The sequence below is a fragment of the Priestia sp. J2 genome (genome assembly GCF_020790095.1).
Taxonomy (GTDB): Bacteria; Bacillota; Bacilli; order Bacillales; family Bacillaceae_H; genus Priestia; species Priestia zanthoxyli.
Genome location: NZ_CP086208.1, coordinates 4,940,479 through 4,955,980, shown reverse-complemented (window position 1 = coordinate 4,955,980; position 15,502 = coordinate 4,940,479). Strand labels below are relative to the sequence as shown.

Genomic DNA, 15,502 nt, shown 5'->3' with positions numbered 1-15,502 from the left:
ATCATGTTTTTTAAACTTTCAGAAGAGCACGAAATGATTCGAAAAATGGTGCGAGACTTTGCCAAAAACGAAGTGGCTCCGACAGCTGCACAACGAGATGAAGAAGAGCGTTTTGACAGAGGAATCTTTACACAAATGGCTGATCTAGGATTAACAGGTATTCCATGGCCAGAGCAATACGGAGGAATCGGCAGTGACTATCTAGCTTATTGCATTGCCGTTGAAGAACTATCTAGAGTATGTGCATCAACAGGCGTTACGTTGTCGGCTCATACTTCTCTTGCCGGCTGGCCAATCTATACATTCGGAACAGAAGAACAAAAACAAAAATACCTGAAACCTATGGCAACGGGTGAGAAAATAGGTGCTTATGGGTTAACGGAACCGAGTGCTGGATCAGACGCAGGAGGAATGAGAACGCTCGCTGTAAAGGACGGAGAAGATTATATTTTAAATGGTTCTAAAATCTTTATTACAAACGGCGGCGAAGCGGATATTTACGTCGTATTTGCTCGCATCGATCCTAATGAAAAACGCACGAGCGCTTTTATTATTGAAAAAGATATGCCGGGATTTTCAGTTGGTAAAAAAGAAAAGAAACTGGGCATTCGCTCCTCACCTACCACAGAAATTATTTTCGAGGATTGCCGTGTTCCAAAAGAAAATTTGCTAGGAAATGAAGGAGAAGGATTTAAAGTTGCCATGATGACGCTAGATGGCGGCCGAAATGGTATTGCAGCGCAGGCGGTAGGAATTGCTCAAGGAGCGTTAGATGCGGCGGTGGCTTATGCAAAGGAACGTCAGCAATTTGGAAAGCCCATTATTTCTCAGCAAGGAATTGCGTTTAAGTTAGCCGACATGGCCACGAGTATAGAAGCTGCCAGACTGTTAACCTATCAAGCTGCTTGGCTCGAGTCTCAAGGGCTGCCATACGGCAAAGAATCAGCCATGTCAAAATTATATGCTGGGGATACAGCAATGAAAGTAACGACAGAAGCTGTTCAAGTATTTGGAGGGTACGGTTATACAAAAGATTATCCAGTAGAACGTTTTATGAGAGATGCAAAAATCACGCAAATTTATGAGGGTACACAAGAAATTCAGCGTCTCGTCATTTCTAGGTATCTTGCTAAATAAAACACTTGTTGTAGGAGAGGTGAAAAAATGAAAAAGAGAGAAGTTCTCACATCCATTAAAGATGAAAAGCTGATTGTAGAGCGTCGTAATCAAATGATTAAAGGGGCCGTCACGCTATTTAAGGAAAAAGGTTTTCACCGAACAACAACAAGGGAAATTGCCAAAGCCGCTGGGTTCAGTATCGGTACACTTTACGAATATATTCAATCTAAAGAAGATGTTTTATATCTTGTATGTGACAACATTTACGACGAAGTGAGAGAGCGATTAGAAGAGATGGTAGTGGATCGTTATACAATCGCTGAGCTTCAACAAGCGATTCAACACTATTTTAAAGTTGTAGATGAGCTTCAAGATGAAGTATTAGTTATGTACCAAGAAGCGAAATCGCTGTCTAAAGATGCGCTTCCATATGTATTAAAAAAAGAGCTGGATATGGTTGAAATGTTTAAGGTTATTATCGAAGGCTGCGTAGAAAACAATCAATTTGCACTTACGGATAAAGAAATTTCGCTGTTTGCTCATCATTTATTTGTTCAAGGTCAGATGTGGGCATTTCGCAGATGGTGGCTGCAAAAGCATTATTCACTAGAAGAATATACAAATATGCAGTTGGATTTTTTACTTAAAAATTTTTCATTTCAACAACTGTGTGAGGGGGAGACAGTTTGAATACAAGCAAAAGACCGCTTCGTTTTTTAACCGCTTCTAGCCTGTTTGACGGCCACGATGCGTCTATTAATATTATGAGACGGATTCTTCAAGCCAAGGGGGTAGAAGTCATTCATCTGGGGCATAACCGATCTGTTGAAGAAATTGTTAACGCTTCCATACAAGAGGATGTTCAGGGGATCGCCATTTCTTCTTACCAAGGCGGCCATGTAGAATATTTTAAGTATATGTACGATTTACTCCAAGAACAACAGGCTTCTCATATTAAAATTTATGGCGGCGGCGGCGGGGTAATTATTCCGAGTGAGATTCAAGAGCTTCATGATTACGGCATCTCTAAAATCTTTTCTCCGGAAGATGGACGAAAAATGGGGTTAGAAGGCATGATTCAATTCATGATCGATGATTGTTATTACACAAATCCCCCTGCACTGCCGAATGATCGAACCTTAACGCCGGCTAATGACCGTTTAATTGCCCAGCTTATTACATGTGCTGAAAATGAAGCCTATGAATACACAAAAGAGCATGCAGCCGCTCTTGAAGAAATACGAGAAAGTGTAATCGACAGCGAGACAGATCAAAAAATACCGGTTATTGGAATCACAGGAACAGGAGGAGCGGGGAAAAGTTCGCTTACGGATGAATTAGTAAGAAGGTTTATTGAACATATTCCAGATATTCATGTAGCTGTTTTATCCGTTGATCCAACTAAACAAAAGACCGGAGGAGCGCTTCTTGGGGATCGAATTCGCATGAACATCGCAGCGTCTCCTCGTGTGTATATGAGAAGTTTGGCCACGCGTTCATCTGGACATGAGCTATCGGCGGCCATTCGAGATGGAATTGCCGTCGTGAAAAAAGCGGGCTTCGACATTATCATTGTCGAAACAAGCGGCATCGGGCAAGCTGATGCTCAAGTTAAAGATATTGCAAACGTCTCTCTTTATGTCATGACAAGCGAATTTGGCGCGCCGTCGCAGTTAGAAAAGATTGAAATGATTGATTACGCAGACTTTATTGTCATCAATAAATTTGAAAAAAAAGGTTCCGAAGACGCAAAAAAACAAGTGCAGCGTCAATATCAGCGCAATCATCAGCTGTTTGAAAATAGTCTCTCTACGATGCCAATTTACGGAACAATCGCGAGTCAGTTCAACGACGGGGGAACAAATATTTTATTTGAAGATCTTGTAAATCATCTGTATCAAACATACCGTACGTCTTGGCACGTAGAAAAATCATCAGAGCGCGTAAGTGAAAAGAAATATACCATCATTCCTAATGATCAACAGCAATATTTACAGGAGATTGTAAACAGCGTTCGCTCTTATCACCGCAATACGGACGTTCAAGCGCAAACAGCGCGTAAATTTTATCAGCTAGAGGGTGCTCTCGAAGAAGTGGAAACAGAAACAGCCAAGCAAGAGCTCACTCAGCTAAAGGAGAAATATCAAAAACAGCTAACGGCCGAATCGATTGAAAAGCTGGAAAACTGGCCTAAATTAAAAAGTCAGTATCGGCAAGAAGAACTTATTACAAAGGTAAGAAATAAAGAAATTAAAACGTCTTTGCAAGTTGATACGCTATCAGGACTGCGTATTCCGCGCGTGGCCCTTCCAAAGGTTGATGAATACGGGGAAGTTCTTCGTTTTCTTTATAAAGAAAACGTGCCAGGTGCATTTCCATACACAGCAGGTGTTTTTCCGTTCAAACGAAAAGGTGAAGATCCTAAGCGTCAATTCGCAGGTGAAGGAACACCAGAACGAACCAATCGCCGCTTTCACTATTTGTCAAAAGATGATGAGGCCAAGCGTTTAAGTACAGCGTTTGATTCTGTAACGCTTTATGGAGAAAATCCGGATCCAAGGCCGGATATCTTCGGGAAAATTGGCGAAAGCGGCGTAAATGTCTGTACGCTTGATGATATGAAACTTTTGTATAAGGGATTTGATCTTTGCCATCCTTCGACTTCCGTTTCGATGACGATTAATGGGCCGGCTCCGATATTATTAGCTATGTTTATGAATACAGCTATCAGCCAGCAGGTAGAAAAGAAAGAAGAAGAATTAAAGCGTCCTTTAACGGAACAGGAATACGAGGAAGTAAAATCGGGTACGTTGAAACAAGTAAGAGGAACCGTTCAAGCGGATATTTTAAAAGAAGATCAAGGCCAAAATACGTGTATTTTTTCCACAGAATTTGCGTTAAAAATGATGGGAGATATTCAGCAGTACTTTATTGACGAGAAAGTGCGCAACTATTATTCTGTGTCTATTTCAGGCTATCATATTGCTGAAGCAGGGGCGAATCCAATTTCTCAGCTCGCGTTTACATTAGCCAACGGTTTTACGTACGTGGAATATTACTTAAGCCGAGGGATGCATATTGATGATTTTGCTCCTAATTTATCGTTTTTCTTTAGTAATGGACTTGACCCTGAATACACGGTTATTGGACGTGTGGCAAGAAGAATATGGGCAATTGTGATGCGTGATAAATACGGCGCAAATGAACGCAGTCAAAAGCTTAAGTATCATATTCAAACATCCGGCCGATCGCTTCATGCACAGGAAATTAATTTTAATGATATACGTACGACGCTCCAAGCCTTAATGGCTCTTCATGACAACTGCAACTCTCTTCATACCAATGCGTATGATGAAGCAATTACAACACCGACAGAGGAATCTGTACGTAGAGCGATGGCCATTCAACTAATCATTACAAAAGAGCATGGACTCACTAAGAATGAAAATCCATTACAGGGCTCTTTTATTATTGATGAACTAACAGACTTGGTAGAAGAAGCGGTATTGGCTGAATTTCAACGCTTAAATGATCGAGGCGGCGTTTTAGGTGCGATGGAAATGCAGTATCAGCGAGGTAAGATTCAAGATGAATCCATGGAATACGAGATGCAAAAACATACGGGAGCTTTACCTATTATAGGAGTAAATACGTATATTAATCCAAATGAAGAGGAAAGTTCCTCAGTTGATGACATGCAGTTAGCCCGCGCATCAAAAGAAGAAAAAAATCATCAAATTAATCAGCTTCAGAAGTTTCAACAGCAGCATGAAGAAAAAAGAGAAGACGCGCTGAAAAGGTTAAAGAAAGCTGCAACAGAAGGAGAGAACATTTTCAAAGAGTTAATGGAGACTGTTAAAGTAGCCAGCTTAGGAGAAATTACGCGAGCTTTATATGAATGCGGTGGGCAATATCGTCGAAATATGTAATAATGTATCGTTAGTATATAGTGATATATTAAAAGCCGCGATGACTATTTTTGGTCATCGCGGCTTTTATAGACTTAACCCTAACGGACTCAGAATAACTGATGGTGAATTCCTTTTGGTCAAAGGATACTGTTGGTGTATCAAGTAGAATGTATTATAGTAATAAAATGTCTATTTTTTCGTTGTTTTATGCGAAATTCTCGAGAATTTTAGAAACGAGGCTAGCATAAATGTATTGAATTTGTTTATAATGAATGGTATGTATTTATTCGTTTCCATCATTTACACATATGATGAATTGATTTAATAGATTTTCGATATACATAGCCATAGAAAGGATGTGCCAGATTTGAGTTTAGCACAGTACTCAAAAACGGATTTAAAAGAAATGTCGATGATTGAGATTGCTTACGCGCTTCTAGAAGAAAAAACAGATCGTCAAGCAATGTCATTCCAAGAAATTATTGCTGAAATTAAAGCAGCAGCGGAAATGTCAGATCAAGAATTAAAAACGAGATTAGCTCAGTTTTATACAGATATTAATATTGATGGTCGCTTTTTAACAGTAGGGGACAACCATTGGGGTCTTCGTGGATGGTATCCTTTTGACCAGGCTGAAGAAGAAGTTATTCCGGTTGCAAAACCTAAAAAGAAAAAAGCGAAAAAAGCTGTTGTTGAAGAAGTTGAAGACTTTGATGATCTAGAAGAAGATTTAGATTATGAAGATGTTGACGATCTAGACGAAGAAGAAGATTTTGAAGACATCGACGAGCTAGAAGAAGATGAAGATGATCTTGCAGAAGACGATTTTGACGATTTAGAAGATGATCTAGACGATGATGAGGAAGATGAAGAAGACGATTATGAGGACGAAAAAGAAAAATAATCCTTCTTGACTTTTTCAAGCGAAGTAGGTAGAATCTTTTTTGGGCTCTTTAAACAAGCATTTAAAAAGTTTTTATTTAAAATAGACTATTGCTCCCAATCCAGTTTTGGTATTGGGAGCAATTTTTTTATTTTATTTATCAATGTTTTACACCCCGATATGTTCTTATAAATCCTTGATAGAAACTTTCTTTTGGTTCTTGAACGTTTCACATTCATAAGGTTTCTTATAATTTCGCATGCACAATGAATGAATTGTGATTGTTTATGTGAAAACTTTTAATATTGTACAGTTCAAATTATTTAGAGGGGGAAGTATAGATGACAAAGTATATTTTCGTAACAGGCGGTGTTGTATCATCTCTAGGAAAAGGGATTACAGCAGCTTCTTTAGGCCGTTTATTAAAAAACCGTGGGTTGAACGTAACGATTCAAAAGTTTGATCCATACATTAACGTAGACCCAGGAACAATGAGTCCATACCAACACGGTGAGGTATTCGTAACAGATGACGGCGCGGAAACAGACTTAGACTTAGGTCACTATGAGCGTTTTATCGATATCAACTTAAATCGCTACAGCAATGTAACAACAGGTAAAGTATATTCAACAGTATTGAAAAAAGAGCGTCGCGGTGATTATTTAGGCGGAACAGTTCAGGTTATTCCGCACATCACAAATGAAATTAAAGAACGCGTTTTCCGTGCAGGCAAAGAAACAAACGCAGATGTTGTTATTACTGAAATCGGCGGAACGGTAGGAGATATTGAATCACTTCCTTTCCTAGAGGCTATTCGTCAAATCAAAAGCGATATTGGCCGTGACAACGTTATGTATATTCACTGTACACTTGTGCCATATTTAAAAGCGGCTGGTGAAATGAAAACAAAACCAACACAGCATAGTGTAAAAGAATTACGTAGCTTAGGTATTCAGCCAAACGTGATTGTTGTTCGTACAGAAATGCCAATTTCTGAAGATATGAAAGATAAGCTAGCTTTATTCTGCGACATTGATCCAAAAGCAGTTATTGAGTGTGCAGACGCTGAAACATTATATGAAATTCCACTATCTCTACAAGAGCAGCACTTAGATCAAATCACATGCGATCACTTGAAATTAGATTGCAAAGAGGCAGAAATGACTGAGTGGAAAGCACTTGTTGAGAAAGTAAAAGGACTTTCAAACACAACAAAAATTGCATTAGTTGGTAAGTATGTAGAGCTTCAAGATGCTTATATTTCTGTTGTAGAAGCAATGAAACATGCTGGATATGCATTCGATGCAGATGTAAATATCAAGTGGGTAAATTCTGAATTTGTAACAAAAGAAAATGTTCAAGATTTACTTGGTGATGTAGACGGTATCTTAGTTCCAGGTGGATTTGGGGATCGTGGAATCGAAGGTAAAATTGTGGCAACACAATATGCACGTGAGCAAAAAGTTCCATTCTTAGGTATTTGTTTAGGTATGCAGCTAGCATCAGTTGAGTTTGCACGCAATGTATTAGGATTAGAAGGCGCACATTCAGCAGAAATTGCACCTGAAACAAATTATCCAATTATCGACTTATTACCGGAACAAAAAGACGTAGAAGACTTAGGTGGTACATTACGCTTAGGATTATATCCTTGTAAATTGTCTGAAGATACGCTTGCATATGAAGCATATCAAGATGAAGTGGTGTATGAGCGTCATCGTCACCGCTATGAATTTAACAACGAATATCGCCAGCAAATGGAAGAGAAAGGCTTTATCTTCTCTGGTACAAGCCCGGATGGCCGTTTAGTTGAAATTGTAGAGCTTAAAGACCACCCATGGTTCTTGGCTTCACAATTCCACCCAGAATTCACGTCTCGTCCAACAAGACCGCAACCATTGTTCAAAGAATTTATTCGCGCATCAATGGAGTCAGGCCAAAACAAATAAGTGAAATAAAAACACGCTGTCTTTAGACAGCGTGTTTTTTATTCATATTCTTCTACGATTTCTTTTAATGTAAAAATTAAACCGTAGTACGCGTATAAAGCGACCATCATTGCTGGAAAACCAAATCTTGAGCCGTCTTCTCCAGGAATAAGGGGCTTTAACAATTTTGTATCAATATGAGCATCTGCGAGTGCTGTTAAAGAAGGTTCGGTTATTTCTTTAGGGACAGCAGCAATGCTGACAAATGGAATATCGCGTTTCTTTAAACGTTCAGCTATTTCCACAGCTTTGTGATCTGTTGAAAATCGAGAGACAAGCAGTACGCGATCGACGCTAGTCAGCTGATCCAATTCATGTAAAGGCAAAGGTTTTGCCTGACTTAAAGGTTCTGCACTGCTTAGTGCTTCTAGTGTAACGGCATGCATTTCTTCTACACCATAAATATAGATAAATCCTTCTCCGACAGAGGCCTGTGCTAAAATACGCGCGGCATCTTCAAATTGGAATTCTTCTTGTTCTTCAATTCGTTTAAAAAAACCTGAAAGTTGAGTTGTGAAAATTTTAAGCATAGAATCTCCCTTCGATTTAAGCGGCTAAAGCCGTCTATCTACACATTATAACGAAAAAAGCTATCTGTATTCTATCTTGAAATGAGCTACAATGAAAGTAAAGTGCAATGAAGTTAGATGGATGACAAAAAAAGCTATGTTTTGTAACAATTTCTCTAATTAGCAGGGATTTTTGTTTTAAAGGCGAAATACATATGTTAGTTTTGTCTGTAGAAGAGGAATATAAAAGGTGGGATTATATTGGCAGAGAAAATTTTAATTGTTGATGATCAGTATGGTATACGTATTTTATTAACGGAAGTGCTGCAAAAAGAAGGCTATACGACATTTCAAGCGGCGAACGGCTTCCAGGCGATTGATATTACAAAAGAGCAAGCACCGGATCTTGTCTTATTAGATATGAAAATTCCAGGAATGGATGGAATCGAAATTTTAAAAAGGTTAAAGCAGCACGATGAAACGATTAAAGTCATCATTATGACCGCTTATGGTGAATTGGATATGATTCAAGAAGCAAAAGATCTAGGAGCGTTAACTCACTTTGCAAAACCTTTTGATATTGATGAAATCCGCAAAGTTGTTAGGGAATATATACCAGTAAAGTCGAATTAAGGTTTTGGTAGGGTTTTCATACTAACAAATTTTGAATATCAGCCTAAAAATGTTGCTGTTTTCATTGTTAGTTGGTATCCTAATTACTGTATTCATAATTCGACAATCTATTATGTAAAGATGCGCGTTGTTTCTACATGAAACACTCAATTCAAGAGCATACTATTTGAGTGTGCCTTTTGGTTAGCATCTAATCTAAGGTTGATTTTAAGGAGGATTTCAATATGCCTTTAGTATCAATGAAAGAAATGCTTATTACAGCAAAAGAACAAGGCTATGCAGTAGGTCAATTTAACTTAAATAACTTAGAGTTTACTCAAGCTATTCTTCAAGCAGCAAAAGAAGAAAACTCTCCAGTTATTCTTGGTGTATCTGAAGGTGCAGCACGCTACATGGGCGGTTTCAAAACTGTTGTAGCAATGGTTGAAGCTCTAATCGAAGATTACGACGTTCAAGTACCAGTTGCAATTCACTTAGACCACGGTTCAAGCTTTGAATCATGTGCAAAAGCAATCCATGCTGGATTCACTTCTGTAATGATCGATGCTTCTCACCACCCATTTGAAGAAAACATTGCAATTACTTCTAAAGTAGTTGAACTAGCTCACTTCCACGGAGTATCTGTAGAAGCAGAACTAGGAACTGTTGGTGGACAAGAAGACGACGTTATTGCTGAGGGTGTTATCTATGCAGATGCTAACGAGTGTGAAGAACTTGTTAACCGTACAGGTATCGATTGCTTAGCTCCAGCATTAGGATCAGTTCACGGACCATACAAAGGTGAACCAAACCTAGGTTTTGCTGAAATGAAAGAAATCGGAGATCGTACAGGCTTACCATTAGTTCTACACGGTGGAACTGGTATTCCAACAAAAGATATCCAAAAATCAGTTTCTTTAGGTACTGCTAAAATCAACGTAAACACTGAAAACCAAATTGCTTCAGCTAAAGCTGTTCGTGAAGTATTAGCTGCGCAACCTGAACAATATGATCCACGTAAATACTTAGGACCTGCTCGCGAAGCAATCAAAGAAACGGTTCAAGGTAAAATGCGTGAATTCGGTTCTTCTAACAAAGCATAATTTGAAATCTTCGGATGGCCTGTTTGCAGTTAGTTGAGTCTGAAAAATAAAACCGTCTTATTTTTATTGTAAGGCGGTTTTATTTTTACTATAATTTTCTTATCATTCTGAATACATAACACAGGGGGATGGCATTCATGAAGTTTTTTATTGATACGGCTAATTTAGACGAGATTAAGGAAGCGCATTCATTAGGTTTGTTAGCGGGGGTTACAACAAATCCTAGTTTAGTAGCTAAAGAGAACATCACGTTTGAAGATCGTCTTCGTGAAATTACAGAGTTCGTTGAAGGATCTGTAAGTGCAGAAGTGATTGCGCTTGATGCAGAAGGCATGATTCGCGAAGGAAAAGAGCTTGCTGCGATTGCGCCGAATATTACAATCAAGGTACCGATGACTCCAGATGGCTTAAAAGCAGTAAAAGAATTTACTAGTTTAGGTATTAAGACAAACGTTACGCTTATTTTCTCAGCTAACCAAGCGTTAATGGCAGCAAGAGCAGGTGCTACTTACGTATCGCCTTTCTTGGGAAGGTTAGACGATATTGGTTTTAATGGCCTCGATTTAATCTCAGATATTGCAGGTATTTTTGCAATTCATGACATTCCATCCGAAATTATTGCAGCATCTATTCGTCATCCGATGCACGTAACAGAAGCTGCAAAAAATGGAGCACATATTGCGACAATTCCTTACAAAGTTTTAATGCAATTGTTCAAACATCCGTTAACAAATGCAGGAATTGACCAATTTTTAGCAGATTGGGAAAAACGAAATGTCTAAACATGTATAAATTTGTGTGGCATTTACCATCCTGACAGGTGAATGCCATATTTTTCTTTTATCTTGTCGAAACTATACATGATTTTTTCATTTTCGTGTACACTAGTAGGTAATAGGAAAAATAACCATTCTTTTAGGTATTCTTTGTACCAAAATTTTCCTCAATTACTAGGTGAGAAACTTTCTTTCACTAGAAGGGAGCTATAAATGGAAAAGTTAAAAATACAAGGTGGCTTTACCTTAAGTGGATCCGTCCGCGTCAGTGGTGCTAAAAATAGTGCCGTTGCGCTTATTCCAGCAACAATTTTAGCCGAGTCACCTGTTACAATTGAAGGTCTGCCTGATATTTCAGACGTGCAGTTATTAGGGGATTTAGTTGAAGAAATTGGTGGGAAAGTAACCATTGATAACGACGAATTAACAGTAGATCCATCCGGAATGGTTGCAATGCCTTTACCGAACGGAAAAGTAAAAAAATTACGCGCTTCTTATTATTTAATGGGGGCGATGTTGGGACGCTTTAAAAAAGCGGTAGTTGGTCTTCCAGGAGGCTGTTACCTTGGTCCAAGACCAATCGATCAGCACATTAAAGGCTTTGAAGCTCTTGGTGCGAAAGTAACAAATGAGCAAGGAGCTATTTACATTCGAGCTGATGAACTGATTGGTGCTCGAATTTATTTAGACGTTGTGAGCGTAGGAGCAACAATCAATATCATGCTAGCTGCTGTGAGAGCAAAAGGGCGTACCGTTATCGAGAATGCTGCTAAAGAGCCTGAAATTATCGATGTAGCTACGTTACTGACAAGTATGGGTGCCCGTATTAAAGGTGCAGGGACGGACGTTATTCGAATTGATGGCGTAGATCAATTAAAAGGATGCCGTCATTCCATCATTCCAGACCGAATTGAAGCAGGCACGTATATGATTATGGGAGCGAGTATGGGAAAAGAAGTTGTTGTTGACAACGTTATCCCTCAGCACCTAGAGTCATTAACGGCTAAAATGCGGGAAATGGGTATTCATATCGAAACAAGCTCAGATCAGATTCTCGTAGCGACTCGTCAGCTGTTGAAGCCTGTAGATATTAAAACGTTAGTATATCCAGGTTTTCCAACTGATTTACAGCAGCCATTCACGACGCTTCTAACAAGAGCATCAGGTACAAGCGTTGTGACAGATACAATTTACGGTGCAAGGTTTAAGCATATTGACGAGCTGAGACGAATGAATGCATCTGTTAAGGTAGAAGGACGTTCAGCTATTATTAATGGTCCCATTCACTTACAAGGTGCACGTGTGAAAGCGTCGGACTTACGAGCAGGAGCAGCCCTTGTAACCGCAGGCTTAATGGCCAAAGGGATTACAGAAGTAACGGGTTTAGAGCACATTGACCGAGGTTACAGCCATTTAGTAGACAAGCTATCGGATTTAGGGGCAATGATTTGGCGTGAAGAGATGACTCAAGAAGAAATTGAACAATTTCAAAATTCATAGAGGCAAATTGCACAACAGTCAGGAAAGCAAATTCTAGAAATGAGCCGTTAAATAAGCTACACAGGTGTAGGAACGTTCTTCTATGTCTGTGTAGCTTATATATTTATGAATAGGGTAAATAGATAAAAAGGGGAAGCTAAAAGATAAATTTCACTTCTTATTTTAACGTCCAGTTTATTTCCTTTAATGTGAAATTATGAAAAGGTTTTCCTTGCTTCTCTTAAGCTATTAAATTTCCTTTTTTTTATTCATCTTCTAAAGTAAAAAAAGATTGATTAAAAAGATAGAAAAAGGTTAGAATATAAATTGCTACGTTAAATTTATCAAGATAATATAAATGGTTTTATGTCGGAATTATTCTTCTAAAAGTGTATGGTTAATCAATTGATTCTACTTATTATACTTCAAAGGTTATATTCTCCATTTTCACAGATTTATTCCATCCATATCATCTCTCAATTTTATATTTGAATTTAATATGGGAGGAACGGTTAAAAATTATTCATTATAAAGCGTGGTGTCCTAATGAACTTAACATTATCCAGTTTAGAAAATATGAAATTAAAAGAGCTATATGAACATGCTCGTGAGTATAAAGTTTCGTACTATAGTAAATTAACGAAAAAAGAACTTGTCTTTGCTATTTTAAAGGCTCAAGCTGAACAAGATGGGCTTTTATTTATGGAAGGCGTTCTTGAAATTATTCAGTCAGAAGGATTCGGTTTCTTACGACCAATTAACTATTCACCGAGTTCAGAAGATATTTATATCTCAGCTTCACAAATTCGTCGCTTCGATCTGCGTAATGGAGACAAGGTATCGGGGAAAGTTCGTCCTCCGAAAGAAAATGAGCGCTACTACGGGTTACTGCATGTAGAAGCAGTAAACGGAGAAGACCCAGAAACGTCAAAAGAACGCGTACATTTTCCAGCACTAACCCCGATTTATCCAAATGAGCAAATGCTGCTGGAAACTCAGCCAAGAAGTTTCTCTACGCGTATTATTGACTTGATTTCACCAATTGGATTTGGGCAAAGGGGACTAATTGTTGCGCCGCCAAAGGCAGGTAAAACGATGCTGTTAAAAGAAATTGCCAATAGCATTACAACCAATCATCCTGATGCGGAATTGATTGTTCTTCTTATTGATGAGCGTCCTGAAGAAGTAACGGACATTGAGCGTTCGGTTGACGGTGATGTTGTCAGTTCTACATTTGACGAAGTGCCAGAAAATCACATTAAAGTAGCGGAACTTGTCCTTGAACGTGCGATGAGACTTGTCGAACACAAAAAAGATGTTGTCATTTTGATGGATAGCATTACAAGACTTGCTCGTGCTTATAACTTAGTTATTCCACCGAGCGGTCGTACACTATCAGGGGGTATTGATCCAGCTGCTTTTCATCGTCCAAAACGCTTCTTTGGAGCTGCGCGTAACATTGAAGATGGAGGCAGCTTAACCATTCTAGCAACAGCCTTAATTGATACAGGCTCTCGTATGGATGATGTTATTTATGAAGAATTTAAAGGTACAGGTAACATGGAACTGCATCTAGATCGTTCACTAGCTGAAAAACGTATCTTCCCTGCGATTGACATTCGTCGTTCAGGCACACGTAAAGAAGAGCTGTTAATTCCAAAAGAGCATTTAGACCACTTATGGGCAATTCGCAAATCAATGGCAGATGCTCCTGATTTTGCAGAAAAATTCTTAAAACGTTTACGTCAAACAAAGACAAATGAAGAGTTCTTTTCGATGTTAACGGAAGAGAAAAAAACGCTTCTAGCAAATAAACGATAAGTTATAAAACATGTGGTTGCAAAAGCATACAACCCTTGTTATAATTTCATCATGTGTGTTGATAAAGTACACAGTGAAATAGTTATTATTTCATCACTATCTTTATCAATAAACTCTGTTTCAGAATGATTCAGGGCGGAAGGAGATGAAACGAATGAAAACAGGAATTCATCCAAACTATAAAACAGTTATGGTTAAATGTACTTGCGGAAACGAATTTGAAAGTGGTTCTGTAAAAGAAGAGATCCGCGTTGAGACTTGTTCTGAATGTCACCCATTCTACACTGGTCGTCAAAAATTCGCTGAAGCTGGTGGCCGTGTTGATCGCTTCAACAAAAAATACGGTCTTAAATAATCACATTGTCGAAACAAACAGGCAAGTAGCTTAACTTCTTGCCTGTTTTTTTGCTTAAAAAAGTAGAAAAACAGTGTCTGCTTGATAAAAAAGTGGGTACTTTATCATAGGAATAAGATCTACATAGAAGACGTAGATTAAGTTAGTAGCGGTTCGCTCAGAAACGGAACGAGAAGAAGGGAGAGTCCCGCAGTGGTGTACGTAATGAAACAAAGCGGTTGGATAGAAGTAATTTGTGGCAGTATGTTTTCAGGGAAATCAGAAGAGTTGATTCGACGTGTGCGCCGTACGCAGTTTGCTAAACAAAAAGCACAAGTGTTCAAGCCTGCAATTGATAATCGATATAGTGAAGAAGCTGTCGTTTCACATAATGGTACATCTGTTATGGCTTATTCAATCTCAGCATCGCGCGATATTTTAAAGCGAGTAAATGAAGAGACAGACGTAGTAGCGATAGATGAAGTACAGTTTTTTGACACAGATATTTTAGAAATTGTTCAATCTTTAGCAGATCAAGGCTTTCGTGTGATTGTAGCAGGGTTAGACCAAGACTTCAAAGGTGAACCTTTTGGACAAATGCCCCAGTTAATGGCTATTGCAGAATCGGTAACAAAGCTACAGGCCGTATGCGCTTCATGTGGCTCTCCTGCGAGCCGTACGCAGCGTTTGATTAACGGTGAGCCTGCTTCTTATGACGACCCTATTATTTTAGTCGGTGCGTCTGAATCGTACGAACCAAGATGTCGTCATTGCCACGTTGTGCAAAAGTCCAAAGGACAGGCTGTGTCTGTGGACTCAAGCGAAATGGTCGAAAAATAAAGCAAGAATTTTATGATGATAAAAACAGAACGCGCAGTTCTGTTTTTTTGTTCATATACGTGTATTAACAAGGTTTTGACTCTATTTTAAAGCTATACTATAATTACAATGTTATGGATAAAGAATG

Annotated in this window: 13 protein-coding genes; 12 read left to right on the top strand and 1 reads right to left on the bottom strand. The window is 38.7% G+C overall.

From position 1 onward, the window contains the following. Positions 1 to 3 precede the first annotated feature (3 nt). The 5 genes from LJY09_RS25700 to LJY09_RS25680 all read left to right on the top strand — a co-directional run bounded on the left by LJY09_RS25700 (position 4) and on the right by LJY09_RS25680 (position 7,862). Complete coding sequence (locus LJY09_RS25700; RefSeq protein ID WP_013059833.1) at positions 4 to 1,137, top strand: acyl-CoA dehydrogenase; 1,134 nt, start codon at positions 4 to 6, stop codon at positions 1,135 to 1,137. Positions 1,138 to 1,164: 27 nt separating this feature from the next. Continuing rightward, positions 1,165 to 1,809 carry a TetR/AcrR family transcriptional regulator gene (locus tag LJY09_RS25695; protein WP_014457745.1) on the top strand — a complete coding sequence of 215 codons (645 nt, stop codon included), beginning with the start codon at positions 1,165 to 1,167 and terminating at the stop codon, positions 1,807 to 1,809. Continuing rightward, positions 1,806 to 5,048, top strand: a complete 3,243-nt coding sequence (icmF, locus tag LJY09_RS25690) for a fused isobutyryl-CoA mutase/GTPase IcmF (RefSeq protein WP_098112253.1) — start codon at positions 1,806 to 1,808, stop codon at positions 5,046 to 5,048. The genes LJY09_RS25695 and icmF overlap by 4 nt, the downstream gene beginning before the upstream one ends. 349 nt (positions 5,049 to 5,397) lie before the next feature. Beyond that, on the top strand, positions 5,398 to 5,934 hold the full coding sequence (rpoE, locus tag LJY09_RS25685; protein WP_033580392.1) for a DNA-directed RNA polymerase subunit delta: 537 nt from the start codon (positions 5,398 to 5,400) through the stop codon (positions 5,932 to 5,934). 320 nt (positions 5,935 to 6,254) lie between these two features. Continuing rightward, positions 6,255 to 7,862, top strand: coding sequence for a CTP synthase (locus LJY09_RS25680; protein WP_033580393.1), 1,608 nt, complete (start codon positions 6,255 to 6,257; stop codon positions 7,860 to 7,862). 38 nt (positions 7,863 to 7,900) lie between these two features. Here LJY09_RS25680 and LJY09_RS25675 read toward each other — a convergent pair whose 3' ends face one another. Beyond that, on the bottom strand, positions 7,901 to 8,431 hold the full coding sequence (locus tag LJY09_RS25675) for a DUF2529 family protein (protein ID WP_033580394.1): 531 nt from the start codon (positions 8,429 to 8,431) through the stop codon (positions 7,901 to 7,903). 237 nt (positions 8,432 to 8,668) lie between these two features. Here LJY09_RS25675 and LJY09_RS25670 point away from each other — a divergent pair, with 237 nt between their 5' ends. The 7 genes from LJY09_RS25670 to LJY09_RS25640 all read left to right on the top strand — a co-directional run bounded on the left by LJY09_RS25670 (position 8,669) and on the right by LJY09_RS25640 (position 15,375). After that, positions 8,669 to 9,043 carry a response regulator gene (locus tag LJY09_RS25670; RefSeq protein WP_087944205.1) on the top strand — a complete coding sequence of 125 codons (375 nt, stop codon included), beginning with the start codon at positions 8,669 to 8,671 and terminating at the stop codon, positions 9,041 to 9,043. 224 nt (positions 9,044 to 9,267) lie between these two features. Next, positions 9,268 to 10,125 (top strand): class II fructose-bisphosphate aldolase, encoded by an 858-nt coding sequence (locus LJY09_RS25665; RefSeq protein WP_013059826.1) that lies wholly within the window; start codon positions 9,268 to 9,270, stop codon positions 10,123 to 10,125. A 137-nt stretch (positions 10,126 to 10,262) separates the two neighbouring features. Then, positions 10,263 to 10,907 (top strand): fructose-6-phosphate aldolase, encoded by a 645-nt coding sequence (gene fsa, locus LJY09_RS25660; protein ID WP_099000243.1) that lies wholly within the window; start codon positions 10,263 to 10,265, stop codon positions 10,905 to 10,907. 207 nt (positions 10,908 to 11,114) lie between these two features. Next, the gene (locus LJY09_RS25655) at positions 11,115 to 12,401 is read left to right on the top strand and encodes a UDP-N-acetylglucosamine 1-carboxyvinyltransferase (RefSeq protein ID WP_028411974.1); all 1,287 of its coding nucleotides are present in this window, start codon (positions 11,115 to 11,117) and stop codon (positions 12,399 to 12,401) included. Positions 12,402 to 12,926: 525 nt separating this feature from the next. Then, complete coding sequence (gene rho / locus LJY09_RS25650; RefSeq protein WP_014457752.1) at positions 12,927 to 14,201, top strand: transcription termination factor Rho; 1,275 nt, start codon at positions 12,927 to 12,929, stop codon at positions 14,199 to 14,201. A 154-nt stretch (positions 14,202 to 14,355) separates the two neighbouring features. Continuing rightward, positions 14,356 to 14,556 carry a 50S ribosomal protein L31 gene (rpmE, locus tag LJY09_RS25645; protein WP_013085477.1) on the top strand — a complete coding sequence of 67 codons (201 nt, stop codon included), beginning with the start codon at positions 14,356 to 14,358 and terminating at the stop codon, positions 14,554 to 14,556. Positions 14,557 to 14,760: 204 nt separating this feature from the next. Beyond that, entirely contained in the window at positions 14,761 to 15,375 is a 615-nt protein-coding gene (locus tag LJY09_RS25640) for a thymidine kinase (RefSeq protein ID WP_153252841.1), read from the top strand. Positions 15,376 to 15,502: the final 127 nt, after the last annotated feature.

What these genes read in the sequence shown, in the direction of transcription:
- LJY09_RS25675 (WP_033580394.1), bottom strand. Translation starts at nt 8,431, where the DNA reads ATGCTTAAAATTTTCACAACTCAACTTTCAGGTTTTTTTAAACGAATT.
- rho (WP_014457752.1), top strand. Translation starts at nt 12,927, where the DNA reads ATGAACTTAACATTATCCAGTTTAGAAAATATGAAATTAAAAGAGCTA.
- LJY09_RS25665 (WP_013059826.1), top strand. Translation starts at nt 9,268, where the DNA reads ATGCCTTTAGTATCAATGAAAGAAATGCTTATTACAGCAAAAGAACAA.
- LJY09_RS25700 (WP_013059833.1), top strand. Translation starts at nt 4, where the DNA reads ATGTTTTTTAAACTTTCAGAAGAGCACGAAATGATTCGAAAAATGGTG.
- rpmE (WP_013085477.1), top strand. Translation starts at nt 14,356, where the DNA reads ATGAAAACAGGAATTCATCCAAACTATAAAACAGTTATGGTTAAATGT.
- LJY09_RS25680 (WP_033580393.1), top strand. Translation starts at nt 6,255, where the DNA reads ATGACAAAGTATATTTTCGTAACAGGCGGTGTTGTATCATCTCTAGGA.
- LJY09_RS25640 (WP_153252841.1), top strand. Translation starts at nt 14,761, where the DNA reads ATGAAACAAAGCGGTTGGATAGAAGTAATTTGTGGCAGTATGTTTTCA.
- fsa (WP_099000243.1), top strand. Translation starts at nt 10,263, where the DNA reads ATGAAGTTTTTTATTGATACGGCTAATTTAGACGAGATTAAGGAAGCG.
- LJY09_RS25695 (WP_014457745.1), top strand. Translation starts at nt 1,165, where the DNA reads ATGAAAAAGAGAGAAGTTCTCACATCCATTAAAGATGAAAAGCTGATT.
- LJY09_RS25655 (WP_028411974.1), top strand. Translation starts at nt 11,115, where the DNA reads ATGGAAAAGTTAAAAATACAAGGTGGCTTTACCTTAAGTGGATCCGTC.